Annotated in this window: 26 protein-coding genes and 1 tRNA gene; 15 read left to right on the forward strand and 12 right to left on the reverse strand. The window is 67.3% G+C overall.

All coding sequences use genetic code 11. The features are described 5' to 3' along the window. Positions 1-33: 33 nt before the first annotated feature. The 3 genes from DI605_RS04820 (at position 34) to DI605_RS04830 (ending at position 1502) form a co-directional block, all read left to right on the forward strand. Entirely contained in the window at positions 34-660 is a 627-nt protein-coding gene (locus tag DI605_RS04820; RefSeq protein WP_293969842.1) for a glutathione S-transferase family protein, read from the forward strand. A 66-nt stretch (positions 661-726) separates the two neighbouring features. Then, positions 727-897: a hypothetical protein gene (locus tag DI605_RS04825; RefSeq protein ID WP_293969844.1), complete on the forward strand. Its 171-nt coding sequence runs from the start codon at positions 727-729 to the stop codon at positions 895-897. Beyond that, positions 894-1502: a hypothetical protein gene (locus DI605_RS04830; protein ID WP_293969847.1), complete on the forward strand. Its 609-nt coding sequence runs from the start codon at positions 894-896 to the stop codon at positions 1500-1502. Before DI605_RS04825 ends, DI605_RS04830 begins: the two co-directional genes overlap by 4 nt. Before the next feature lie 11 nt (positions 1503-1513). On the opposite strand, the gene mutS is transcribed toward DI605_RS04830, so the two are convergent. After that, positions 1514-4108: a DNA mismatch repair protein MutS gene (gene mutS / locus DI605_RS04835; protein ID WP_293969849.1), complete on the reverse strand. Its 2595-nt coding sequence runs from the start codon at positions 4106-4108 to the stop codon at positions 1514-1516. Between the two features lie 205 nt (positions 4109-4313). Here mutS and DI605_RS04840 point away from each other — a divergent pair, with 205 nt between their 5' ends. Further along, positions 4314-6581: an NADP-dependent malic enzyme gene (locus DI605_RS04840; protein ID WP_293969852.1), complete on the forward strand. Its 2268-nt coding sequence runs from the start codon at positions 4314-4316 to the stop codon at positions 6579-6581. A gap of 138 nt (positions 6582-6719) precedes the next feature. On the opposite strand, the gene DI605_RS04845 is transcribed toward DI605_RS04840, so the two are convergent. After that, positions 6720-7202, reverse strand: a complete 483-nt coding sequence (locus tag DI605_RS04845; RefSeq protein WP_293969855.1) for an outer membrane protein assembly factor BamE — start codon at positions 7200-7202, stop codon at positions 6720-6722. A gap of 148 nt (positions 7203-7350) precedes the next feature. On the opposite strand from DI605_RS04845, the gene DI605_RS04850 reads away from it, so the two are divergent. Beyond that, positions 7351-7851: a ubiquinol-cytochrome C chaperone family protein gene (locus tag DI605_RS04850; protein ID WP_293970179.1), complete on the forward strand. Its 501-nt coding sequence runs from the start codon at positions 7351-7353 to the stop codon at positions 7849-7851. After that, positions 7839-8378: a DUF177 domain-containing protein gene (locus tag DI605_RS04855; protein WP_293969858.1), complete on the forward strand. Its 540-nt coding sequence runs from the start codon at positions 7839-7841 to the stop codon at positions 8376-8378. Before DI605_RS04850 ends, DI605_RS04855 begins: the two co-directional genes overlap by 13 nt. 141 nt (positions 8379-8519) lie before the next feature. Here the strand turns inward: DI605_RS04855 and ssb are convergent, their stop codons facing one another. From ssb to ftsE, 8 genes are all read right to left on the reverse strand, one after another. After that, positions 8520-9104 (reverse strand): single-stranded DNA-binding protein, encoded by a 585-nt coding sequence (ssb, locus tag DI605_RS04860; RefSeq protein ID WP_293969861.1) that lies wholly within the window; start codon positions 9102-9104, stop codon positions 8520-8522. 114 nt (positions 9105-9218) lie between these two features. Next, a complete protein-coding gene (locus DI605_RS04865; RefSeq protein WP_293969864.1) occupies positions 9219-11078 on the reverse strand; it encodes a ferrous iron transporter B in 1860 nt (619 codons plus the stop codon). Further along, on the reverse strand, positions 11075-11311 hold the full coding sequence (locus DI605_RS04870) for a FeoA family protein (protein WP_293970185.1): 237 nt from the start codon (positions 11309-11311) through the stop codon (positions 11075-11077). Before DI605_RS04870 ends, DI605_RS04865 begins: the two co-directional genes overlap by 4 nt. Before the next feature lie 51 nt (positions 11312-11362). Then, positions 11363-12034: a COQ9 family protein gene (locus DI605_RS04875; protein ID WP_293969867.1), complete on the reverse strand. Its 672-nt coding sequence runs from the start codon at positions 12032-12034 to the stop codon at positions 11363-11365. Continuing rightward, a complete protein-coding gene (locus DI605_RS04880) occupies positions 12031-12957 on the reverse strand; it encodes a DMT family transporter (RefSeq protein ID WP_293969870.1) in 927 nt (308 codons plus the stop codon). The genes DI605_RS04875 and DI605_RS04880 overlap by 4 nt, the downstream gene beginning before the upstream one ends. A gap of 85 nt (positions 12958-13042) precedes the next feature. After that, positions 13043-13570 (reverse strand): YdcF family protein, encoded by a 528-nt coding sequence (locus DI605_RS04885; RefSeq protein ID WP_293969873.1) that lies wholly within the window; start codon positions 13568-13570, stop codon positions 13043-13045. Beyond that, a complete protein-coding gene (locus tag DI605_RS04890) occupies positions 13567-14424 on the reverse strand; it encodes a cell division protein (protein WP_293969876.1) in 858 nt (285 codons plus the stop codon). Before DI605_RS04890 ends, DI605_RS04885 begins: the two co-directional genes overlap by 4 nt. Further along, a complete protein-coding gene (ftsE, locus tag DI605_RS04895; protein ID WP_293970187.1) occupies positions 14421-15134 on the reverse strand; it encodes a cell division ATP-binding protein FtsE in 714 nt (237 codons plus the stop codon). The genes DI605_RS04890 and ftsE overlap by 4 nt, the downstream gene beginning before the upstream one ends. Before the next feature lie 113 nt (positions 15135-15247). Between ftsE and DI605_RS04900 the strand changes: the two genes are divergently transcribed. Beyond that, positions 15248-15970: a zinc-ribbon domain-containing protein gene (locus tag DI605_RS04900; RefSeq protein ID WP_293969878.1), complete on the forward strand. Its 723-nt coding sequence runs from the start codon at positions 15248-15250 to the stop codon at positions 15968-15970. Between the two features lie 118 nt (positions 15971-16088). Continuing rightward, positions 16089-16175: transfer RNA gene (locus DI605_RS04905), tRNA-Leu, on the forward strand. Positions 16176-16782: 607 nt separating this feature from the next. On the opposite strand, the gene DI605_RS04910 is transcribed toward DI605_RS04905, so the two are convergent. Then, positions 16783-17568, reverse strand: a complete 786-nt coding sequence (locus DI605_RS04910) for an IclR family transcriptional regulator (protein WP_293969880.1) — start codon at positions 17566-17568, stop codon at positions 16783-16785. 127 nt (positions 17569-17695) lie between these two features. On the opposite strand from DI605_RS04910, the gene DI605_RS04915 reads away from it, so the two are divergent. The 7 genes from DI605_RS04915 to DI605_RS04945 are packed head-to-tail and all read left to right on the forward strand — an operon-like array spanning position 17696 to position 23326. Next, complete coding sequence (locus DI605_RS04915) at positions 17696-18433, forward strand: SDR family oxidoreductase (protein WP_293969883.1); 738 nt, start codon at positions 17696-17698, stop codon at positions 18431-18433. Then, a complete protein-coding gene (locus DI605_RS04920; RefSeq protein WP_293969886.1) occupies positions 18430-19722 on the forward strand; it encodes an L-fuconate dehydratase in 1293 nt (430 codons plus the stop codon). The genes DI605_RS04915 and DI605_RS04920 overlap by 4 nt, the downstream gene beginning before the upstream one ends. Beyond that, positions 19719-19856, forward strand: a complete 138-nt coding sequence (locus tag DI605_RS04925; RefSeq protein WP_293969889.1) for an SDR family NAD(P)-dependent oxidoreductase — start codon at positions 19719-19721, stop codon at positions 19854-19856. Before DI605_RS04920 ends, DI605_RS04925 begins: the two co-directional genes overlap by 4 nt. A gap of 35 nt (positions 19857-19891) precedes the next feature. Then, positions 19892-20302 (forward strand): SDR family oxidoreductase, encoded by a 411-nt coding sequence (locus DI605_RS04930; RefSeq protein WP_293970190.1) that lies wholly within the window; start codon positions 19892-19894, stop codon positions 20300-20302. After that, entirely contained in the window at positions 20191-21483 is a 1293-nt protein-coding gene (gene fucP / locus DI605_RS04935; RefSeq protein WP_293969892.1) for an L-fucose:H+ symporter permease, read from the forward strand. Before DI605_RS04930 ends, fucP begins: the two co-directional genes overlap by 112 nt. Further along, positions 21480-22496, forward strand: a complete 1017-nt coding sequence (locus DI605_RS04940) for a zinc-binding alcohol dehydrogenase family protein (RefSeq protein WP_293969895.1) — start codon at positions 21480-21482, stop codon at positions 22494-22496. The genes fucP and DI605_RS04940 overlap by 4 nt, the downstream gene beginning before the upstream one ends. A gap of 8 nt (positions 22497-22504) precedes the next feature. Next, positions 22505-23326: an amidohydrolase gene (locus tag DI605_RS04945; protein ID WP_293969898.1), complete on the forward strand. Its 822-nt coding sequence runs from the start codon at positions 22505-22507 to the stop codon at positions 23324-23326. 231 nt (positions 23327-23557) lie between these two features. On the opposite strand, the gene DI605_RS04950 is transcribed toward DI605_RS04945, so the two are convergent. Further along, positions 23558-24337 (reverse strand): class I SAM-dependent methyltransferase, encoded by a 780-nt coding sequence (locus DI605_RS04950; RefSeq protein ID WP_293969900.1) that lies wholly within the window; start codon positions 24335-24337, stop codon positions 23558-23560. Positions 24338-24347: the final 10 nt, after the last annotated feature.

Consider the following 24347-nt stretch of genomic DNA (forward strand, 5'->3'; position numbering starts at 1 on the left):
ACTCGCCCCGCCCGAATCGGGGGAGGAAGATCCGTGTCCGCATCGCTGAAACTCTATACCAATCCCATGTCGCGCGGCCGCATCGCGCGGTGGATGATGGAGGAACTGGGCCAGCCCTACGATGTCGAGTTGCTAGGCTATGGCGGCACGATGAAGAGCGAGGATTATCTGGCGATCAATCCCATGGGAAAGGTGCCCGCGCTCGTCCATGGCGACAAGGTCGTCACCGAATGCGCGGCGATCTGCGCCTATCTGGCCGATGCGTTTCCCGAAGCCGGCCTCGCGCCCCCGCCCGGTTCGCCGGCGCGTGCGGATTATTATCGCTGGCTGTTTTTCGCGGCGGGGCCGGTGGAGGCGGCGGTGACGAACCAGGCGCTGGGTGTGGAAGTGGCGCCGGAGCGAGAACGCATGGTGGGCTATGGCAGCCTCGATCATGTGCTGGATGCTCTGGAAACGGCGGTTTCGGGCAAGACCTATATTGCGGGCGACGCCTTCAGCGCGGCGGATGTCTATGCCGGCGCGCAGATTGGCTGGGGACTCCAGTTCCGCTCGATGCCGTCGCGCCCGGCCTTCGTCACCTATTGGGAGGGGCTCAAGGCCCGGCCAGCCTATATTCGGGCGAACGAACTGGACGATGCGGCGATGCCCAAGCCGGAATAAGCGCGCCTGCGCCATGCCGGTTGAAGCCGGGGGCGGAAGCGGGAGGCGGACACTGTCGACACGCTGATGGAGGCGTTCCATCCGGGGGCATTCGCGATCCGGTGGCTGATCGTGGATCCGCTCCTGTCCGCAGGCCATCACGCTTTCGAGATCGCGATGTTCAGGGGCGAAGCGATCGCACCGTTCGTCGCAGAAACCGGCCCTTTTCCTAAAATGACCCGAGCGGCGGCCGTATGATCCTTCAGGGCTCCCCGGAGAATATCGTGATCGTCACCGCCTCATCCACCACCGTCCTGCAGAGGAAGCTGGAATCGAGCGGCCTTTCGTCCGCAAAGGCCGATCTGGTTCAGAGCGACCTGAACGCGGCGGTCGCGGATGCGGGCGGGAGCGGCGCCGCGAAGCCGGCCTCGGTGCGCGAGGCGCTCGACAAGCGGATCGCGGCCGATGTCGCGTCGGGCAAGCTCAGCGAGAGCGATGCGACGGACATCAGGAAAACGCTCGACAAGATGGGCGACGCGTCGGTGACGGCCTCCGCCGATACGACCTCCCCGACAACCGCCTCGTCCACGGCCGGACAAGCCTCCGCCGGAAAGGGTGGAGGTGGCGGAGGCGGCGGCGAGGCGAGCAAGACTGAATTGTCGCGCACCGTCACGGTCGCCGGCACGGTGAAGACGACAATCATCACCTACACGGACGGCACGAGCGAGACGACGACCAGCACCGCCTCCTCCGCCGACAAGAGCCGATATGGCAAGGCGGCGCAGAGCGCGGACAGGCCGACGACGCCCGACACCTATCTTGCCAGTATCGAGCCGGGCAGCCTGATGGATACCGCCGCCTGATCGGCGCGATCTCACTCGCCCGCCACCATTCCCTTCAGCCGATACAGCGCCTCCAGCGCCTCGCGCGGGGAAAGCGCGTCGGCGTCTATCCCGGCCAGCGCATCGCGCAACGCGTCGGGTGCCTCCTCCTCGGGTTTGGCGGCGGCGGCGAACAGGGGGAGATCGTCCAGCCCCGCTGCGATGCCACCCGTTGCCGCGCGGCCCGCCTCCAGCTTCTTCAGCACGTCCTTCGCGCGCGCCACGACCGGCGGGGCGAGGCCCGCCAGTCGCGCGACGGCCAGGCCGTAGCTGCGATCGGCCGGCCCCTGCGCCAGTTCGTGCAGCAGCACCAGATCGCCCTTCCATTCGCGTGCGCGGACATGGTGGAGCGAGAGCGCGTCCAGCCGGTCCGCCAGCCGCGTCAGTTCATGATAGTGCGTCGCGAACAGGCAGCGGCAGCGGTTCATGTCGTGCACCGCCTCCACCACCGCCCAGGCGATGGCGAGGCCGTCATAGGTGGAGGTGCCGCGCCCGACCTCGTCGAGGATCACGAAGCTGCGTTCCGTCGCCTGCGCGAGGATCGCGGCCGTCTCCACCATCTCCACCATGAAGGTGGATCTCCCGCGCGCGAGATTGTCGGAAGCGCCGACGCGGCTGAACAGCCGATCGCACAGGCCGAGCGTCGCGCTGGTGGCCGGCACGTAGCCGCCAGCCTGCGCCAGGATCAGCATCGCGGCGTTCTGGCGCAGGAAAGTGGATTTGCCGCCCATGTTCGGCCCGGTGACGAGCCAGAGCCGGTCGTCCGGCGAAAGGCGGCAGTCGTTCGCCACGAAGCGGGCGCCCGTTGCCATGACCGCGCTTTCCACCACCGGATGCCGCCCGTTTTCTATCTCCAGGCAGGGACGATCGGTGATGGAGGGCCGCGCCCAGCCGCCTTCCGCCGCGCGCTCCGCCTGGGCTGCCGCCACGTCCAGCCGGGCGAGCGCCTCGGCGGTCGCGGCGATTTCGTGGCGGCGGGCGAGCGCCAGTTCGGTCAGTGCCTCCAGATGCGCGGCCTCGGCGGCCAGCGCGTGCGCGCCGGCCTGCCCTACGCGGCTCGCCTCGTCATGCAGCTCGGGCGCGTTGAAGCGCACGACGCCGGCCAGCGTCTGCCGATGGGTGAAGCCGCTCTCCGCCTTCATCAGCGGATCGGCCACCCTGGCCGGCACCTCGATATGATAGCCCAGCACATTATTGTGCCGGATCTTCAGCTGGGCGATGCCGGTGCGCGTGCGGAAGGCGGCCTCCAGCCCGGCTATGGCGCGGCGGCCCTCGCCGCCGGTCGCGCGCAGGGCATCCAGCGCGGCGTCATAGCTTTCGGCGATATAGCCGCCCTGCGCGGAATCGATCGGGGGCGCCGGCACCAGCGCGCGGGAAAGCTCGTCCACCAGCGCGCCATGCCCGCCCAGCGTGGGCAGCAGGTGCGCGAGCAGCGCTGGGGCGGGCTCCACCTCCCCCAGCATCGCCTGCAATCGCCGCGCCTGATCCAGCCCATCGCGCAGCTGGCCCAGATCGCGCGGGGATCCCCGGCCGGAGGCGATGCGGCCCAGCGCCCGCGCCACATCCGGCTGCGCCTTCAATGCGCCGCGCAGCCGCGCGCGCAGATCGGCATCGTCGTGGAAGAACGAGACCAGATCCAGCCGCGCCTCGATCGCATCGCGCTCGCCCAGTGGGGCGGAGAGATCGGCCGCCAGCGCGCGCGCGCCGCCGCCCGTCACCGTGCGATCGATCGCGTCGAGCAGGCTGCCCTTGCGCTGGCCGTTCGCGGTCGCCGTGATCTCCAGGCTTTCGCGGCTGGCGGCGTCGATCATCATGTGATCGGCGGCCGCGCGGCGGGTGGGCGGCTGGAGGAAGGGGAGATTGCCCTGCCCGGCGCGGTCGAGATAATCGATCAGCGCGCCGGCCGCGGCCAGCTCCGCGCGGGTGAAGCTGCCCCAGCCGTCCAGCGTTGCCACGCCGAACAGGCTCTTCAGTCGCCGCTCGCCATTCGCGCTGTCGAAGCCCTTGTCCACGGCGAGGCCACCCGGCAGCGTGGCGGCAAGCGCGGGCTGCGCGATCAGCTCCGCCGGGCCGAGCCGGGCGATCTCGGCCTCCAGCGCATCGCGCGCAACGGGGCCGATCTCGAAGCGGCCGGTGGAAATGTCGCAGGCGGCGATGCCGATGCCGCCGCCGGCCTCGCCCACCGCCGCCAGCCAGTTGGCCGCGCGCGAATCGAGCAGCGTCTCCTCGGTCAGCGTGCCCGGCGTCACGATGCGCACGATCGCGCGGTTCACCAGCGCCTTGCCGCCGCGCCTCTTCGCCTCCTCGGGTGTTTCCGTCTGTTCGGCGATCGCCACGCGATGGCCGGCCTTGATGAGGCGGGCGAGATAGCCTTCGTGGCTGTGCGCGGGCACGCCGCACATCGGGATGGGCTGGCCCAGATGCTCGCCCCGCGTGGTGAGCGCGATATCCAGATCGGCCGCCGCGCGCGCCGCATCCTCGAAGAACAGTTCGAAGAAATCGCCCATCCGATAGAAGAGCAGGCAATCGGGCGTGCTCGCCTTCAGCGCGAGATATTGCGCCATCATCGGCGTGGGGGCGGTGGTCATGGGATCGCCTGGCGGGAATCGTCTTGTGGTTGGGCGGCGGGCCGACGCCCGGGATCTCCTCCCGCCATCGTCCGGCTCCCGGAGAGCCCGTCCATAACGCCTGATTCCGCCGCATGTCACCCGACAAGTCATGATCCGTATCGTTTCGCGGTTTCCTCGCGGATGGCACCCGCTATAGGCTCAGGCTCTCAGAGAGGAGCAACGCATGGCCGAGGGCAGCAACGTCGAATTTTCCGAGCGCGAGGCCCTGCTGTTCCATTCGCAGGGGCGGCCCGGAAAGATCGAGATCGTCGCCTCCAAGCCGATGGCGACGCAGCGCGATCTGAGCCTGGCCTATTCCCCGGGCGTCGCCGTGCCGGTGCGCGCCATCGCGGAGGATCCGGGCACCGCCTTCGACTATACGGCGAAGGGCAATCTGGTCGCCGTCATCTCGAACGGTACGGCGATCCTGGGCCTCGGCAATCTCGGCGCGCTCGCGTCCAAGCCGGTGATGGAGGGCAAGGCGGTGCTGTTCAAGCGCTTCGCTGATGTCGACTCGATCGATATCGAACTCGCGACCGAGGATGTCGACGCCTTCATCGATGCCGTGGCGCTGATGGAGCCAAGCTTCGGCGGCATCAATCTGGAGGACATCAAGGCCCCGGAATGCTTCATCATCGAGCAGACGCTGCGCGAACGGATGAACATCCCGGTGATGCATGACGATCAGCACGGCACTGCGATCATCACCGCCGCCGGCCTCATCAACGCCTGCTTCCTCACCGGCCGCTCCATTTCCGACGTGAAGGTGGTGGTGAACGGCGCCGGCGCCGCCGCGATCGCCTGCACCGAGCTGATCAAGGCGATGGGCGTGCCCGGCGGCAACGTCATCATGTGCGATCGCTCCGGCGTGATCTACAAGGGCCGCACCCATCAGATGGACCAGTGGAAATCGGCCCATGCGGTGGAAACCGAGGCGCGCACGCTGGTCGAGGCGCTGGAAGGCGCGGACGTCTTTCTGGGCCTTTCCGCCGCGCGCGCGCTGCCGGGCGAGATGATGAAGAAGATGGCGCCCAAGCCGATCGTCTTCGCCATGGCCAATCCCGATCCGGAAATCACCCCGCCCGAGGCCAAGGCCGCGCGGCCCGACTGCATCATCGCCACAGGCCGTTCGGATTATCCGAACCAGGTGAATAACGTGCTCGGCTTCCCCTTCATCTTCCGTGGCGCGCTGGACGTGCGCGCCACGACGATCAACGAGGAGATGAAGATCGCGGCGGCGCGCGCTCTGGCCGAGCTGGCGCGCCAGCAGGTGCCGGAGGAAGTGGCCGCGGCCTATGGCGGCCACGCGCCTTCGTTCGGCGACGACTATATCATCCCCGCACCCTTCGATCCGCGCCTGATGGAGATCGTGCCGGCGGCGGTGGCGCAGGCGGCGATGGAAACCGGCGTCGCGCGCAGGCCGATCGAGGACATGGAAGCCTATCGCGATTCGCTGCGCGGACGGCTGAACCCCACCACCTCCGTCCTCACCAGCGCCTATGCGGCGGCGCGCGCCAATCCCAAGCGCGTGATCTTCGCCGAGGCGGAAGAGGAAGTGGTGCTGCGCGCGGCGATCGCCTTCCGCGACGGCGGCTATGGCACGCCGGTTCTGGTCGGCCGCGATGAGGTGCCGGCGAAGCTGCGCGCGCTGGGCATCACCAATCCCGAAGGCTTCGAGCTGCATAACAGCCGCCATTCGCCGCTCGTGCCGCAGATGGTGGATTATCTGTACGGGCGGCTCCAGCGGCGCGGCTATCTGCGCCGCGAAGTGGAATCGATGGTCAATCAGGATCGCAACGTCTTCGGCGCGCTGCTGCTCGCCCTGGGGCAGGGCGATGCGATGATCACCGGCGTCACGCGCACCTATGCGCGCACGTTGCAACAGGTGCGCCGGGTGATCGATCCGGTGGCCGGGCGGCGGCCCTGCGGCATCCACGTGCTCGTCGCCAAGAACCGTACCCTGTTCCTGTCCGATACGATGGTGACGGAGCGGCCCGAGCCCAAGGAACTGGCCGCGATCGCGCAGCATACCGCCAATGTGGCGCGCAAGATGGGGCATGAACCGCGCGTGGCCTTCCTGTCCTTCTCCACCTTCGGCAATCCGCACGGCACCTGGATCGACAATGTCCGCGATGCCATCGCCCTGCTGGAAAAGGACAAGCCCGATTTCGAGTTCGAGGGCGAGATCGCGCCGGATGTCGCGCTCAATGAGGAGGTGATGAAGAATTATCCGTTCAGCCGCCTCTCGGGTCCGGCGAACGTGCTCATCATGCCGGGCCTGCAATCGGCCAATATCTCCGCCAAGCTGCTGCGCGAGGTGGTGGGGGCCGATGCGATGATCGGGCCGATGCTGGTGGGCATGGAAAAGCCCGTCCAGATCGCGACCATGTCCTCCACCGCGTCCGAACTGCTCACGCTCGCCGTGCTGGCGGGGGCGGGCATCGCGGTCTGAAGCGCGCGGGGCGGGAGGGCTCCTCCCGCGCCGGCACGGGCAGTCGGCCTTGCTCCCGCGAGGGAGGAGCCCGCGGCCGGGAACGCAATGCCCTTGAAAGATCCGCTCGCCCGCTTTGGCGCGCGCGGAACGGACCGGTCAGTTGGTGGGATTGTCGGCGGTGGGCGCGCGGGTCGCGTTGGCGCCGCCTGCGCCGATATTGCCGAACAGATCCGTGAAGAAGCCGCGATTGCGGCCCAGCGTCGGCGTCTTCTTGCCATAGGGGCGGACGCTGGCGATCGTTTCCGTGCCGCTCTTGCCCACGGAGCTTACGTCGCCCGCCTTGCTGAAATGCACGGCCAGCAGGGTCTGCTGCACGGCCTTGGGCGTGCCGAAGGCGAACTGTCGCGTCTCGCGCGAAAGATAATACCAGGTCGCCCCATTATCGAATTCGGAGGCGAAGCTCGGCCGACCGAGCGTCTTCATCACCGAATCGCGATTGTCGACGCCGGGCATCACGCTTTCCACGAGCGCCGTATCGACGACATAGCCCTTGTGATCCTTGATCCGCGCGCATCCGGAAAGGAGGAGCGCGCCAAGGCACAGGCCAGCCGTGAGGCGGCGCGATGCGAAGGTGGCCATCAACTTACTCTCCCGTTCGGAATGCCGGCGACCCGGCCGGGATTGCAACGGCGGGCAAGGGCCTCAATATGCGCCAGCCCGCGCGCCTGCAAGAACGGGCGGTCGCAAAAGGGAAGAAGGATTGATAACGAAGCTTCTCAGCCGGCTGATGGGCCGGGATGCCGGGCGGGATGCGCTCGTGCCGCTCTATCGCGCGATCGTCTCCGCCGCGCGCCTGCCGGTCTGGTATCGTGCCGGAAAAGTGCCCGATACGATCGATGGCCGGTTCGATATGATCGCGACCATCCTCACGCTCGTCCTGCTGCGGCTGGAAAGCGAGGGGGCACAGGCCAATGCCGCCGCCGCGCGCCTGACGGAAACCTTCGTCGATGACATGGATGGCCAGCTCCGGCAGGAGGGCATAGGCGATATCGTCGTCGGCAAGCATGTGGGGCGGATGATGGGGGCGCTGGGCGGCCGGCTCGGGGCATTCCGCGATGCGCTGGCACCCGGCGGTGATCTGGATGGCGCGATCGCGCGCAACGTGTTGCGTGATCCGGATGCGGATCGCGGTGCGGTGGCGGTGCTGCGGGATGGCTTCCTGTCGCTCAACGCCGAGCTGGAGGCGACGCCCGTGAACGAATTGCTGGAGGGCGCATGGCGCAGCTGAATCCCGAATTTTCCCGGCCCGTGCGGCTCGATACGCTGGGCGATGTGCCGCGTGCGATATCGGTGGAGGCGGGGGCCGAGGAGCGCGCGGCGCTTGCCCGACGCTTCCGCATCGTGGCGATCGACAGGCTGGAGGCCGAGGCGATGCTCACCCGCATCGGCGATGCGGTGAACGTGTCGGGCCGGATCGTCGCGGCCGCGACGCAGAGCTGCGTCGCGAGCGGCGAGGATGTGCCCGAGACGATCGACCAGCCCTTCGCGCTGCGCTTCGTGCCGGAGGCCGATGCCGAGATCGGCACGGCCGACGAGGAGATAGAGCTGGAGGAGGCCGCGCTCGACGAGGTGGGGTATGCGGGCGGCGCGGTCGATCTGGGGGAGGCTGTGGCGCAGACGCTGGCGCTGGCGCTGGATCCCTATCCCCGCGCGCCGAACGCGGATGCGATATTGCGCGCCGCCGGCGTGGCGAAGGAGGGCGAGGAGAAGCGCACGGGCGCGCTCGCCGGTCTCAAGGATCTACTGAAGAAATAAACCGCACGTCGCCCCGGCGCGGGCGGGGACCATGTCTCCATATAGGGGCGCGAGCACCCGTCTCGTCGGAGATGGCCCCCGGCCCGCGCCGGGGCGACGGAGGATCGGTTATGTGATCCCGCGCGGGCGGAATGCCGCCGCTCAGAACGGAACGTCGTCGTCCAGATCGCTGTCGAAGGGGGCGGGGCTCGGCCGGCCACCGCCGGAGCCGCCGCCGCGCGATCCGCCGCCGAAGCCGCTTCCGCCGCCGGAACCGCCCCCGCCGAAGTTGCCGCCGCTTCCGCCGCCGCCATAGCTGCCGCCGAAATCGCCGCCCTCATCATCGCTCCAGCCGCCACGGCCGCCGCCGCCGCTTTGGCCGCCACCGCTGCCCTGCGGCCCATCGAGCATCACGAGCGTACCGTTGAAGCCCTGAAGCACCACTTCGGTGGAATAGCGATCCTGGCCGGACTGATCCTGCCACTTCCGCGTCTGCAACTGGCCCTCGATATAGACCTTGCTGCCCTTGCGCAGATAGCGCTCGGCCGTGTTGGCGAGGCCTTCGTTGAAGATCGCGACCGAATGCCATTCGGTCTTTTCCTTGCGCTCGCCGGAATTGCGATCCTTCCACGTCTCGGACGTGGCGATGCGCAGGTTCACCACCTTGCCGCCATTCTGGAAGCTGCGCGATTCGGGATCGCGGCCCAGATTGCCGACCAGAATTACCTTGTTGACCGATCCGGCCATTCGTCTCTCCAAAAAGCTGTGCGGCATTCCGGCGAAAGCCGGAATCCAGGGCCACGGGCGTTGACGCTTGAAGCTCTGGACCCCGGCATGCGCCGGGGTGCGGAGTCGGGAAGACTATAGCCCCAGCGCCGTCGCCGTCCAGAAGGTCGCGCCCGCGGCGAGCCATGCCATCACGAAGAGATAGGCCAGCGTGAAGCTGGGCCACAGCCACCCGTTCGTCTCGCGCCGGATCACAGCGATCGTGGACAGGCATTGCGGGGCGAACACGAACCAAGCGAGGAAGGCGAGCGCTGTGGGCAGCGACCAGCCGCCGCGCAAACGCTCGCCCAGCTCCCTCTCGCCCTTCGTCTCGTCCGCCTCGTCGATCGAATAGACGGTCTGGAGCGCCGATACGGCCACTTCGCGCGCGGCCATCGCCGGGATGATCGCCATCGCCATATCGTGCCCGAAGCCGATCGGGCGGACGACAGGCTCCAGCACGCTCGCGATGCGGCCGGCGATCGAATATTCGCTCTGCTTCATCGACGATCCTTCCGGCACCTGCGGATAGGAGGTGAGTAGCCAGAGCGCGGCCGTAACCGCGAGAATCATCGTGCCCGCGCGGCGCATGAACACGCGCACGCGCTGCCACAGGCCCAGCATCACATCCCGCAGCACGGGCAACTGGTAGCGCGGCAATTCCATCATGAAGCCGCCGCTGCCGCCCTTGGCCACCGTGCGCTTGAGCAGGGCGGCCGCCGCCATCGCGCCGACGATGCCGGCGATATAGAGCCCGAACAGCACGAGCCCTTGAAGGCCGATGCCAGGACCCACCTTCTCCGCCGGAATGAAGGCGCCGATGATGAGCGTGTAAACGGGCAGGCGCGCCGAACAGGTCATCAGCGGCGCGATCAGGATGGTCGTCAGCCGATCGCGCGGATCATCGATCGATCGCGTCGCCATGATGCCGGGGATCGCGCAGGCGAAGGAGGAAAGGAGCGGAATGAAGGCACGACCGGAAAGGCCCACGCCCGCCATCAGCTTGTCCATCACGAAGGCGGCACGGACCATGTAGCCGGTCGCTTCCAGCACGAGGATGAAGGCGAACAGGATGAGGATCTGCGGCAGGAAGACGACGACGGAGCCCACGCCGTTGATGATCGCCTCCACCAGGAACGCACGCAGGAACGTATCGGGCAGGCTCGCGGTGGCTGTGTCGGCCAGCCACGCCTGCAATCCCTCGATCCAGCCGATCGGCGCCTCGCTCCACGAGAAGACCGCCTGGAACATGACGAACATCAGCAAGAGCAGGATGACGAAGCCGGCGACGGGATGGAGCACGACCCGGTCGATCCGCTCGGTCCATTTCTTGCCGAGCTGGCGCTCGGTCGTCGCGGCGCGGGCGATGCTGCGGGCGCGCCGCTGGAGGCTGGTCAGGTCCGTCTCGGGCGAGAGCGGGGGGAGGATCGGGCGGCCGCCGCCGGCAGTGGCGCGTCCGATCGCGGCCCGCAACTCCTCCAGCCCGCGCTTGCGCACCGCCACGGTAGCGAGGACGGGCACGCCCAGTTCCGCGGAAAGCCGAGCCTGATCGATCACGGTGCCGTCGCGCTCCGCCATGTCGATCATGTTGAGCACCACGATCGTCGGCAGGCCCAGCGCGATGAGCTGGATCGCGAAGCGCAGGTGATTGTCCAGATTGGTCGCATCGACGACCACGACCAGCACGTCGGGCCGGCGCTCGCCCTCCTGCTTGCCGAACAGCACATCGCGCGTGACCTGTTCGTCCGGGCTGACGGGATCGAGGCTGTAGGTGCCGGGCAGATCCACCAGCTCGATCGGGCGGCCGTCATCCAGCGCCATGCGGCCGGATTTCCGTTCCACCGTGACGCCGGGATAATTGCCCACCTTCTGGCGCGCACCTGTGAGCGCATTGAACAGCGCGCTCTTGCCGGCATTGGGATTGCCGACGAGGACGACGAGAGGTGCCGGGTTCATTCCGGACGCACCGTGATCGCGGAGGCTAGCTTCTTGCGCAGCGCGATCGTCATCCGGCCGACACGGCAGGCGATCGGATCGCGGCCGAACAGGCCGCGATGCAGCGCCTCTATCTCCACCCCCTCGTCAAAGCCCAGCTCGCGCAGGCGGCGGGCGCCCTTGTCGTCCAGCGCCGACCAGTCGATCGCGGCGATATGGGCAGTCTGGCGGAGGGGAAGCTCGTCGAGGCGCATCGCATGCACATAGAGCTGTTGCGACACATTATCAATTTGGCCAGCGGCGATTCATCGCGTCCGGTAGCGGAGCCTTCCGAGGAAGCGGGCGGGGCTGAAATGCCTGTCCGGATCGGGCCTGATCTGCGCCTTGAACTTCTCGAACCGCATCACCCCGGCGATGCGCCGATCGAGGAAGGCGCGCGTTTCCGCCAGATCCTCGCCTTCATCGTCGAGGAAGACGACGAGCGTGGAAAGATAGACGGCGCCCAGCGTGGCGCGCTTGGTATAGTGGGCGAAGCCGGTGGCGTCGTCGCCGGCCAGCCGCCACATCGCATCCGCCGCGCGCCAGCCGAATCTGGTCGCGGTCGGCACGTTGGTGGGAAGCGCCAGCAGGGCGAGCGCGCGGCGCAATGCCTCGCGATAAGGGGCGGCGATCTCCAGCCGGGCCAGCACGATCGCGGTGATACGCTGGCGGATCTTCATGCCGGCCAGCGCCTGCGCCGGCAGGCGCTCCACCATTCCGGCATCGACACTCGCGAACCAGGCATCGATCATGTCCACGGCGCCGCCGGGAATGGCCAGCCGCGCGCGATCGGCCGGCACGCCCAGCGATGCCGCGGCGGCGGCCAGCGCGGTTTCGCTCCAGCCGTCGAACGCGGCTTCCTGCGGCAGCAGCGGGCCGAGCGCTGCGCGCAGCTCGTCCAGCGTCATGTCGAGGGGCGGGATCGCGGAGTCGGTCATGGGATCGAGCTTAGGCCCTGTTCCTCTTCCGGCAAAGCCTTGGCGGGCCGATCACGCACCAGCAACACCGCCAGCGCGATGCCCACGGCGCCCGCATAATCCGCCGCCGTCAGCGCCTCGCCATAGACGATCCAGCCGATGGTGGAGGCCACGATCGGCTGGGTCAGCAGCATCAGGCCCACCATGATCGGCGGCACCTTGCCCACCGCATAGATGATGAGCCCCTGGCCGATGATCTGGCTGCCCGCCGCCAGCAGGATCAGCGGCATCCAGTTTTCCGGCCATAGCTGTTCGCCGAGGCCGAAGGCGAAAAGAAGGAGGACGGGTGCGCCGGATGCTATGCTGATGACGAGGGTGGAAAGCGGTGGCGCGGCCGATCGCACCCGATCGAGCGCGATCAGATAGATGGTGTAGGCGATGCCGGCCCCGATGCAGAGAATGTCACCGATCAGATTCTGTCCCGAAAGCTCATAGGAACGCCCCATCAGCGTGATCGCGCCGATCGAGGCGAGCAGCAGAGCCGCCCACTGGCGCGGCCGGGGCCAGATGCGTGAAACGGCAAAACCGTAGAGCGGGAAAATCAGCGCGGTGACGTTGCCGAGCAGGGTGGCGTTCGCAAGGCGGGTGTGAAGGATGCCGATATGCCAGAGGCCGAGATCCGCGGCGAAGGCCAGCCCGCCGATCGCGATCGTCGCATAGGCGATGGCGCTTGATCGTGGCGGAAAATGCTCGGTGCGGCGGGCCGCGATCAGCAGCACCGGCAGGGCCAGCATCAGCCGCCAGAATCCCGCCGTCACCGGCCCCACATGGCTTTCCGATTGCGACAGCCGCACCAGCCACGGTCCGCAGGCGAGCGCGATATTGGCGACCAGCAAGGCGGGCAGGCCGAGGGGATGGGTCGATTGGGCGCGCGAATCGGTCACGGGCCGCCTTTAGGGCCAATGTTGGGCTGACGTTAGAGCAGGAGCGCGCCTGGATCGCGGCTGCCACGCCGGCAGGTTCGGGCCGTCACCGCCCGATCAGGGTGGCCGCGCGACGGAGCAGATATTTGTTATATTCGCGCAGCAGCGCCATGAAGGTGGGCGTGCTGGGGATCGCATCCGGCAGCAGCGTCACGTCTTTCGGCATGCGCTGGCCCAATTCCAGAAGCCCGCGCCGCATATGCCAGTCCGTTGTCACCAGCCGGATCGTGCGGAAACGATAGGAGGTCACCCACGCCGCCGCCTCGTCCCCGTTCGATCGCGTGTCGACGGCGTCCGCGCCCAGATCGATGCGGGAGAGCAAGGCGTGGGGGAAGCGGTTGATCGTGGCCAGTTCGGCGGGGCGCACCTGCCGGTCGACCCCGGATACCAGCATTCGCCTGGCGCGGCCCGCCTGCAGCAGCGCCACGCCGCGCTGAACGCGGCCCGGGCCGCCGGTGAGCACGACGATCCCGTCCGTCACGCGATCGTCCGCCGGATGGGGCAGGGTGGTGGCGAAGAGTGCGAAGCCCAGCGCCCACAGCAGCATCAATGTGGAAAGCAGCCGGACGATCATATCGCCCGCCGCAACTGGCCGAGGATCGTCAGCCGGGTCGCCAGCAGCGCGGCGAGGGCGAGGGCGAGGGGCAGGATCGCCAGCAGCCCCCAATCCGATACCGGCAGCCGTGCCGCGGCCGCGCCGCCGTTGAGCGCGCCCAGTTGCCCGCCCACAAGCAGGATGACGCCCACGGCCGGCGCCAGCCCCAGCGAGGCGCCGGCCAGCGCATCCAGCGCGGTGCGCCGTTCCACCAGCCGCGCCAGCTGCATGTCCGTCGCGCCCAGGCCGTGCAGCGTCTCGATCGTGCCCGCATGCGCGGCGAGTGCGGCCCGCGCGACGAGCATCGTCACCAGCATCGCCACGCTGGCCGAAAGCGCGAGCACCGCCAGCGCCAGCCGGCGAAAGGCCGAAACCAGCCCGCGTAACGGCGCGAGCACCTCCCCCTCCGCATCCACCCGCGCGGAGGGGATCGGGCGCAGCGCGGCGCGCACCGCGTCGATCGGGACGCCCGGCCGCAGATCGGCATCGATCAGCGCCGGCAGCGCCACATCGGTCTCGCCAGGCCCCAGATAGGGCGCGATCAGGCGATGAATTTCCGCTTCGTCGACAAGGGCTGCATCGCGCGCGATATCTCCCTTGCCGAGGATGGCGAGGGCGCGGGAAGCTCCGGCGGCGCGTTGCGCGGGATCGGCTTCCACGATCGAAACGGTGATGCGGCCCGTGGCGGTCTGCGCGATCGCGTCCGCGCTGCGGCCAAGCGCGAGCGCGGCGGCTGCGGCGAGCGCCATGAGAAAGGCGACGGCCGCGATCAGCCATGGCAGCGTGCTGCGCCGGCCGGGGCGCGGTAGCAGGTCTGTCGGCAGCGCGCTCATCGATAGGCTCGGCCGGGGGCGGCGGGATGGCGTATTATGCCGGAAGGATCCTCCACCGTCCCGCGCGCCAGCCTGAGCGTCATCGCGGAAGGAAAGCGCTGGACGAGCGGCAGATCGTGCGTCGCCACCAGCACGGTGGTGCCCAGCCGGTGCAGCCCCTCGAACAGCTGGAAAAGGCGGGTCGCCATCTCGGGATCGACATTGCCGGTCGGCTCGTCCGCGACGATCAGTTCCGGCCGGCTGACTACCGCGCGGGCGATCGCCACGCGCTGCTGTTCGCCGCCGGAAAGCGTGGGTGGACGCGCCTCGGCGCGCGGGCCAAGCCCCACCCAGTCCAGCATCTCGCGCACCGTCGCGCGCACGGTCGACTCGGTCTGCCCCATGATGCGCAGCGGCAGCGCGACATTCTCGAAGGCGGTGAGATGCGGGATCAGGCGGAAATCCTGATAGACCACGCCCACTCGCCGGCGCACCGCCGGCAGCGCCTCGCGCGGGAGGGTGACGACATCCTCGCCAAACAGGCGGATGATGCCCCGGCTCGGCCTCTGCGCCAGCGTGATGAGGCGCAGGAGCGAGGTTTTTCCCGCGCCCGAAGCACCCGTCAGAAAATGAAAGGATCCCGGGGCGAGCGAAAAGGTGAGGTTCGACAGCGTCTCGCTGCCGGTGCCGTATCGCAGGCCGACATTTTCGAAATGGACGATCCCGGACATCGCCATCGACCATTGCAGGCGGATGCGCGGCGGGCAAGCATGCGCCGGACTTCGCGCAATCTTGTCACCGACTTGGCTTGCCGCAGCGGTGTACGGGGCGCTAACCAGAATCGATGCGGATCACCTGCCCGAGCTGCGCGAGCGGATATGACGTGCCCGACGACGCCATCGGCGCGGGCGGAAGAAAGGTGCGATGCCGCGCCTGTGGAACCAGCTGGATGCAGGCGGCCCCCGGCGTGGCGCCGGTCGACACGCCCGAGCCTGCCGCCGGCGCGGTGCCGGGCGGAATAACGCCCGAGGTGCCTTCCGCGCCTTCTCCGGTTTCCACCGAAGCGCCTGTGGTCGAGGCGGCCATGGCGGAAGAGGCCGCCGTCGATGCCCCCGAGCCCGAAGCGCGGGCGCCGCGCAGGCGATCTTCGATCAAGGGGCCGCTGGTGGCGCTCGGGCTCGTCCTGCTCGTGCTGCTGTTGGGCGGCGCCATCGCGCTGATCGCCTTCGGGCCGGGGCAGGTGGCCAATGGGCTTGGCCTGTCCGAACGGCGCGTGCCGCTCGGCATCGCCATCACCCGCCAGCCCGATTGGCGGATGATCGCAGGCGGGAGCGAGCTGTTCGCCGTATCCGGGCGCATCTGGAATCCCACCCAGATCGATCAGGCCGTGCCCGATATCCGGGCGGAGCTGAAGGATTCGTCCGGCAAGACGGTCTATGCCTGGACGATCACGCGGCCCCAGGCGCGGCTGGCGCCCGGCAAGAGCATCGATTTCGATGCCGCCGCCGTCGATGTGCCGCACACATCCTCGAAGATCGCGGTCAGCTTCGTCGGCAGCAACGGTTGAGGGGCAAATGCACCTTTCGGCATTCAGGGCGAACGGAGCGGTTGCAGGTCCCCAAAAGCCCTGCTAGGGGCTCGCGCCTGCCAGCGCCCCGGAGCCTTCCGGGGCATCTTCTCGATGTGCGGTCGTGGCGGAACTGGTAGACGCGCAACGTTGAGGTCGTTGTGGCCGAAAGGCCGTGGAAGTTCGAGTCTTCTCGACCGCACCATTCAGCCCCAAGGGGCTGATCCAATTGAGAAAAAGGTCAGGATTGCGGGGATTTATCCCCGCAATCCCGGCGCTTTGCCGATATGCGGCGTGTGCGCTGAGGTCGTTTCGGTCCCCGTTGCGCGGCTATTCCGGCGGCATTCTTTCCCGCGTCTCTACGGCCAGTTTTCCTGACCTCAGTCCCGGCCATTGGGGCGCGAGATAAGCTCGGGGCTGCATGGTAGGCATACCACCAAGGCGGGAAACAAAAAGCCCGCAAGAGGCGGGCTTCGATCCATCTGATGCTTCATTCAAACGAAGCCGAGCCGCCTGGGCGGGTTTGCCCAACCGGACGCTAGCTGTTCCGTCCCGGCATCTGGTGGATCGGATTGAGGATGAATCGGTCTGGCTGTGACGTCCGGACTATTCACAAGGCGGGAGGCCGGCGAGCGTCCTCGACGAATTGCGTGACGGCGACCTTGCTGGTGCGGTCGATGGCGGCGAACGGATAGAGCTTTCCCTCCGTCATCTTAACCTTGGCCATCGCCACCTTCGGCCTGGTCCGACGGTGACGTCGCGGGGCTGCGGGCGCGGGCAGTCCGGGCTGGACTGCCCCATGCGCTACGACGTCAGGCTGACCAGCCGAGTTCCGACGAGATGCGACGCGCGGCCTCGCCCAGCAGATGGCGGATTCCTTCGAGATCATGGGCCTGCGATCCATCGATCATCAGGATGTAAGGGATGGTCAGCGCGGCGGCGATCCCGCCGCCCAGGCTGAACACCGGATAGCTGAGATCGGTCACGCCTGCGACGCGCGCGCTCGGCTGCTTTTCATAACCGCGCCGGCGAACGGCGGAGAGCTTCTTGCGCAATTGCTCCTCGGGCATCGCCCAGGGTTCCGGCAGATGCGCCAGCACGGCGTCGAGCCGTTCCTCTTCCGTATAGGCGAGCAAGACGTGGCCGGAGCAACTCGTCACCAGATCGATCACCGCGCCCAGCCGCATCGCGAAACCCGAAGGCCCCGCATTTTCCTGGCGCAGGACGACCAGGCCGCGCCCTTCCGCGCGAACGACGAGGTGGCACGACTGGTTGGTCGCCAGCGTCAGATCATGCATGATCGGTGCGGCGGCCAGCGTCAGCGCCTGAGCGGGCGTCGCGCGATAGGCGACCTCCAGGACCCGGTAGGTGACCGTGTAGCGATCGCTGAAAGGATTTTTGTAAAGCCAGCGCCGCCGTTCCATCACGACGATGATCCGGAACAGTTCGCTGATGGAGCGGCCGAGCCGCTGCGCGATCTCGCTGATTGTCAGTCCGCCGGGAGAGTCGGCGAGAAGCTCGATGACGTCGAAGCCCTTCTCGATCGCCGGGGCGGCATATCCGCGTGCCTTGTCCTTCGCTCCCGCTTCCTCGGCCATGCATCGTCGGTAATCGCTGGCGTCTCGGGGCGCAATCATACTCGCAAATACGGCAGTTTCCGCTTGCTCGTCATCGAATACAAAACTAACTTCTAAATATGAAAGATGAGATGAAGGGCTCGCTCCGGTGAGATTGGCGGGCAAGCGGGCGCTGGTGACGGCGGCGGGGCAGGGCATCGGCCGGGCGATTGCGGATGCGTTCGTGGCGGAGGGCGCGGTCGTCCATGCGCTCGATCGTGACGGGGCGCTGGTCGAGGATTTCGCGAACTCGATCGCGCTGGATCTCACCGATCATGCCGCGATCGATGCTTTGCCGGAACGAACCGGACCGATCGACATCCTCGTCAACGCCGCCGGCATCGTCCATGCCGGCACGATCCTCGATTGTCCGCCGGCCGACTGGGATCTGGCCTTCTCGCTGAACGCCACCGCCATGTATCGATCGATCCGCGCCTATCTGCCCGGGATGATCGCGGCGGGCGGCGGGTCGATCGTCAACGTCTCGTCGGTCGCTTCCTCGCTGATCGGGGTGAGGGGCCGCTTTGCCTACGGCGCGTCGAAGGCGGCGGTTGTCGGCCTGACCAAGGCTGTCGCTGCCGATTATTCGCGGGAACAGGTGCGCTGCAACGCCATCTGCCCTGGCACGGTGGAATCACCCTCGCTGCTCCAGCGGATGCGCGAGCAGGCCGGGCGGACGGGGGTGACCTATGAGGATACCTATCGGGCCTTCTCCGAGCGGCAGCCGATGGGGCGGCTTGGCCGGCCGGAGGAGATTGCCGCGCTCGCCGTCTATCTCGGCTCGGACGAGAGCGGATTCATGACGGGCACGACCGCCATCATCGACGGGGGATGGACCAACGAATGACCCGCATCACCGGCCTGCGAACAGCGGACATCCGCTTTCCGACGAGCGAGCGGCTCGATGGATCGGATGCGATGAACCCGGATCCCGATTATTCGGCGGCCTATGTGATCCTCGAAACGGACAGTCCGGGTCTGGAGGGGCATGGCCTGACCTTCACGATCGGCCGGGGCAACGAAGTGTGCGTGGCCGCGATCGAGGCGGCGCGGCACCTGATCGTCGGCCTCGATCTCGCGTGGATTCAGCAGGATGCCGGCCGCTTCTGGCGGCATCTGACGGGCGACAGCCAGTTGCGGTGGATCGGGCCGGACAAGGGGGCGATGCATCTGGCGACCGGCGCGATCGTCAATGCGGTGTGGGATCTGTGGGCGAAGGCGGTGGGCAAGCCGGTCTGGCGGCTGGTCGCCGACATGAGCCCGGAGGAGATCGTCCGCGCGATCGACTTCCGCTATCTCACCGATTGCGTCACGCCCGACGAGGCGCTGGATCTGCTGCGCGCGCGGGAGGGTGGCAAGGCCGAGCGGATCGCGATCCTCGAAGCCGAAGGCTATCCCTGCTATACGACATCTGCCGGCTGGCTCGGCTATCCGGACGAGAAGCTGCGCGCGCTGGCGCGGGCGGCGGTGGATGCCGGCTTCCGGCATGTGAAGCTGAAGGTCGGGCGTGATCTGGACGATGACGTTCGCCGGCTGCGCATCGCGCGCGAGGCGGTCGGCCTCGACGTACGGCTGATGATCGACGCCAATCAGGTGTGGGAAGTGAAACAGGCGATCGATTGGGTGAATGCCCTGTCGTTCGCCAAACCCTGGTTCATCGAGGAACCGACCAGCCCCGATGACGTGCTGGGGCATGCCGCGATCAAGCGTGGCATCGGCGACATCAAGGTCGCCACCGGCGAGATGTGCCAGAACCGTATCATGTTCAAGCAGTTCATCATGGCCGGTGCGATCGATATCGTGCAGATCGACAGTTGCCGGATCGGGGGGCTCAACGAAATTCTGGCCGTGATGCTGATGGCGGCCAAATATGATCTGCCGGTCTGCCCGCATGCCGGCGGCGTTGGCCTGTGCGAATATGTGCAACATCTGTCGATGATCGATTATGTCGCGATTTCGGGCACGCGGGAGGGGCGGGTGATCGAATATGTCGACCATCTGCACGAGCATTTCGTCGATCCCTGCGTGATCCGCGGCGCGGCCTACATGCCGCCGGTCCGGCCGGGTTTCTCGATCGAGATGAAGCCGGCCTCGATCGAACATTATCGCCATCCCCGGATGGAGGCGGCGGCGTGAAACTGGGCCTTGACGGCAAGGTCGTCATCGTCACCGGCGGCGGTGCCGGGATTGGCGGCGCGATCGCGACCGTGCTGGCCGAGGAAGGGGCGATCCCGACGATCGTCGGCCGAAGCCCGTGCAACCGGGGCTGACCCGCGAATGGGCCGCGTCGCTGGCGAAGAGCGACGTGCGCGTCAACGCCGTACTGCCAGCCGAGGTAATGACGCCGCTCTATCGCAGTTGGCTGGATACGTTCGACGATCCGCCTGCGAAGCTTGCGGAGATCACGGCGCGCATCCCGCTCGGCCACCGCATGACGACGGATCGGGAAATCGCCGACATGGTGGTGTTCCTGCTCTCCGAACGATCGGCGCACACCACGGGACAATGGATCTACCCGACGGGGGCTACACGCATCTCGATCGGGCGCTTGCATAATCCACAAAAGGGGCAGGCGACGAAAATGGAGAGGATGGGATGGGATCGATGTCTGCAGCGGTCGACACGCCACCGCGTACCACGTCCAACGGGGGCTACCGGGCGGCGATCGCCATTACGGTCTGCCTGTTCTTCCTGTGGGGGATGGCGAACAACCTGAACGACATCCTGATCGCCCAGTTCAAGAAGGCGTTCGTCCTTTCGGATTTCGGCACCAGCTTCATCCAGCAGGTCTTCTATCTCGGCTATTTCCTGTTCGCGATCCCGGCCGCGCTCACCATGCAGGCGAAGGGGTACAAGGCCGCGATCGTGCTCGGTCTGTTGCTTTATGGGGCGGGCGCTCTGCTTTTCTATCCGGCGGCCGCGCTCTCGCAATATTCCCTGTTCCTGACGGCCTTGTTCGTGATTGCCGCAGGCCTCGCCTTCCTGGAAACCTCCGCCAATCCGCTCATGACGGAGGTAGGCGATCCGGCGACGGCGGCACGCCGGTTGAACTGGGCGCAGGCAGCCAATCCGCTGGGCGCGATCAGCGGCATCCTTATCGGGCGTAATTTCATCCTGTCCGGCATTCAGCATGACGATGCGACGCTGGCAGCGATGAGCATGGCCGATCAGCTCGCTTATTATCGGCAGGAAATTCAGGCGGTTCAGGCGCCCTATCTGGTGATCGGCCTCGTGGTGCTGCTATTTGCGGCGGCGGCGGCCAGCGTCCGCTTTCCGGAGGCGGCGCCCGCACATAGGCTGGCTGCATCGGGGGATCGGCCTTCCTTCACGGAGATATTCTCCCGGCCGCGCTTGTTGTTCGCCACACTTGCCCAGTTCTTCTACGTCGGCGCGCAGGTCGGCCTCTGGAGCTTCACGATCCGCTATGCCGAGGCAAACCAGCCCGGCATTGGCGAGCGGGCGGCGGCCGACATGCTTTTCATATCGCTGATACTGTTCGCCGTCGGGCGCTTCCTCGGCACCGCGATGATGGCGCGCATCAGCCCGGCATTCCTGTTGGGCGCCTTCGCCGGTCTCGCGCTGGCTCTGGCGCTGGTCGCGGCCCTCGTGGGTGGACGGACCGGCCTTTATGCGCTGGTCGCTGCCAGTTTCTTCCTGTCGATCCAGTTTCCGACGATCTTTGCCCTGGGCGTGGAAGGGTTGGGGCCGCTGCGTCGGGCGGGTGCCTCGCTGATTATCATGGCGATCATCGGTGGCGCTGCGCTGACGGGAGCGATGGGCCTGCTGTCCGACAAGGCCGGGATCACTCTTGCGATGCTGGTGCCCGCTTTCTGCTTCGGCGTGATCGGCCTGTTCGCCATGTCCTGTCTGCGAACCCGGGTGGAGGCCATCCCATGAGCATGACCGTTCTCGTCTGCCCGCAACCGGGTGAACTGGAGATCGCCCGGAGGAACCGGCCCGAACGCGGGCCCGGCGAAGTGCTGATCCGGATCCGTCGTGTCGGCATGTGCGGTACCGACTATCACATCTTCAGCGGCACCCAGCCCTATCTCAGCTATCCGCGCATCTTTGGTCATGAACTGTCCGGGGAAGTGGTCGACGGCGATGAGGGCGGGCGTTTTTTCGCCGGCCAGATCGTGTCCGTGATGCCGTACATGTTCTGCGGCGAGTGCGTCGCCTGTCGGCGCGGCAAGACCAATTGCTGCCGGAACATCGCCGTGCTGGGCGTTCACCGCGACGGCGGCATGGCGGAATATCTGTCGGTCGATGCGCGCTACGTGCTGGATGCGACTGGCCTGTCGCTTGACGAGGCGGCGATGGTCGAGTTCCTGGCGATCGGGCACCATGCCGTCGCGCGCGGCAGCGTGACGGCCGGGCAACGGGTGCTGGTCGTGGGGGCGGGGCCGATCGGGCTGGCGGTGACGGTTTTCGCGCGGGAGGCCGGTGGCGAGGTCACGGTTCTGGATGGCAATGCCGCGCGTGCCGCCTTCGCCGTCGAACGGCTCGGCGTGCGGCAGGCGATCGCGCTGGAGGGGGATACCGGCGCCCGACTGGCCGAGGTGAGCGCGGGCGAATTCTTCGATGTGGTTTTCGATGCCACCGGCAATGCCCGGGCGATGGCGGCGGGCTTCGCGTATGTGGCCCATGGCGGCGCCTATGTGCTGGTATCGATTGTGCCGGGCGAGATCAGTTTTGACGATCCGGAATTCCACAAGCGGGAAACGACCCTGCTCGGCAGTCGCAACGCCACCGTCGAGGATTTCCGGGCTGTGATCGCCGCGATGCGCGACGGCCGCGTGCCGACGAGGGCCTTTCACACCCACAGCGCGCCTTTGCCCGCCTTGCCAGAGCGCTTGCCGGAATGGATGCGTCCGGAGGCGGGGGTGATAAAGGCTATCGTGGAGCTGTGATCCGTCCGATGCGCGTCGACGCCCATCAGAATTACTGGCAGATCGGCCGGAACGGGCAGACGTGGCCGGGCGCGGATCTGCCGGCGATCTGCCGGGATTTCCTGCCCGGGGCGCTGGAGCCGCATCTCGCTGCATTGGCCATCGATGCCACCGTCGCCGTCCAGTCGCAGCCCGACAGCCGCGATACGACATGGCTCCTGGATCTGGCGGATCGCACGCCCTCGATCGCAGGCGTCGTCGGGTGGATGGATCTCAAGGCGCCCGATGCGGATCGGCGCCTGTCCGATCTGGCTGGTCATCCCCGGCTGCGCGGCATCCGCCCGATGTTGCAGGATCTGCCGACCGACTGGATCCTCGACCCTGCCGTTGCCCCCGCGATCGAGACGATGGTGGATCACGGCCTCGTATTCGATGCGCTGATCCGCCCACGCCATATTTCCGCGATCGCGCAATTCGCCCGCGCCCATCCACGGCTGACGATCGTCGTCGATCACGCGGCCAAGCCGGATATCGCCTCGGGCGATCGTGCGGGCTGGGCGCGCAGCCTGTTTGATCTGGCGGAGTGCCCAAACGTCCATTGCAAACTGTCGGGCCTGATAACCGAGGCGGCCGCGGATTGGTGCCCCGAGGATATCGGGCCCTATATCGGTGATGTCGTCCGGCTATTCGGTGCCGAGCGGACGATGTGGGGCAGCGACTGGCCGGTGATGCTCCTGGGGGGCGATTATCGCGGCTGGCATGATCTGGTGACGGATCGGGTGGCGGCGCTGGGCGAAGGTGCCTGCGATGCGATTTTCGGGGGCACGGCGGCGAAAGTCTATCGTCTCTAGAACCGGATGGGGGCGGCGATTCCGGACCCGGTCGAGCAAGCCCGCAACTGATCCGGCGAGGGAGGAGATGGGCATGCGGGTGGCCATCTTGTCGATCAGTCTGATATGGCCCGTGGCAGGGGGGGGCGGGTCGGTGTCGCGAACCCCCGCTCCACCAGATGCCGGGACCAAACAAATGGGCTTGTTGCGCCATTTCCGGCCCGGGATTCATGGCCTTCGATGCTCGGGATGTCAGCGTCGCGCCGTCGCCACCAGCGCGGTCGACGCAACCGGCAGCATAGAGCGCGTACCGGCGATCGTCCGTATCTCGGCGACGACGGCGGCCTTTTCCGGATCGCTCAGGCTGGTCCAGTCGGGTGACATCCCGAACAGGGAATCCGGTTCGGCAAGCGCGGCGGTATCGAGCATATAGTCGTGCGTCACATGATCTATCTGTGGATCGCGATATCCGGCCGCGATCATCTCGCGGGCGAAGTCCGCAGGCTCGCTGAGCGCCTGCACCGCAGCCGGCATCGTCATGCCGGCGCGTTCGGGAAACAGCTGTCGGCGGATCTGACCGAGCAGCAGGAAGGTGGCCGCGCCCCTGTTCCGCCAAGTCGCGACGACGCCATATCCGCCGGGCCGCGTTACCCGCGCCATCTCGGCCAGGCCCTTGCGCCAGTCGGGAAACATGATGACGCCGAAGATCGAGAAGACGGCATCGAAGCTGCTATCGTCGAGCGCCAGTGCCTGTCCATCCATAACCTGCGCCCTGACGTTGGGCAGGTCAGCGGCGGCAAGGCGTGCGACCATGCCGGGCGAGAAGTCGGTCGCAAGCACTTCCGCACCCGTCCGCGCCGCCAGCAGTGCCAGCGCGCCTGTGCCTGCGGCGACATCGAGCACCCGGCTTTCGGCCGTCAGCGAAACCCGCGCGAGCGCTGCCTCCGCAAAACGGGTGGTGAAGGGATGGGCCGTTTCCTCATAGTGCCGGGCAGCGGCGTCCCAATAGTCGGGGTTCTCATATTCGAGCATCGTCGGCACT

This window comes from Sphingomonas sp. (assembly GCF_003248515.1).
In the GTDB taxonomy this organism is placed as follows: domain Bacteria; phylum Pseudomonadota; class Alphaproteobacteria; order Sphingomonadales; family Sphingomonadaceae; genus Sphingomonas_I.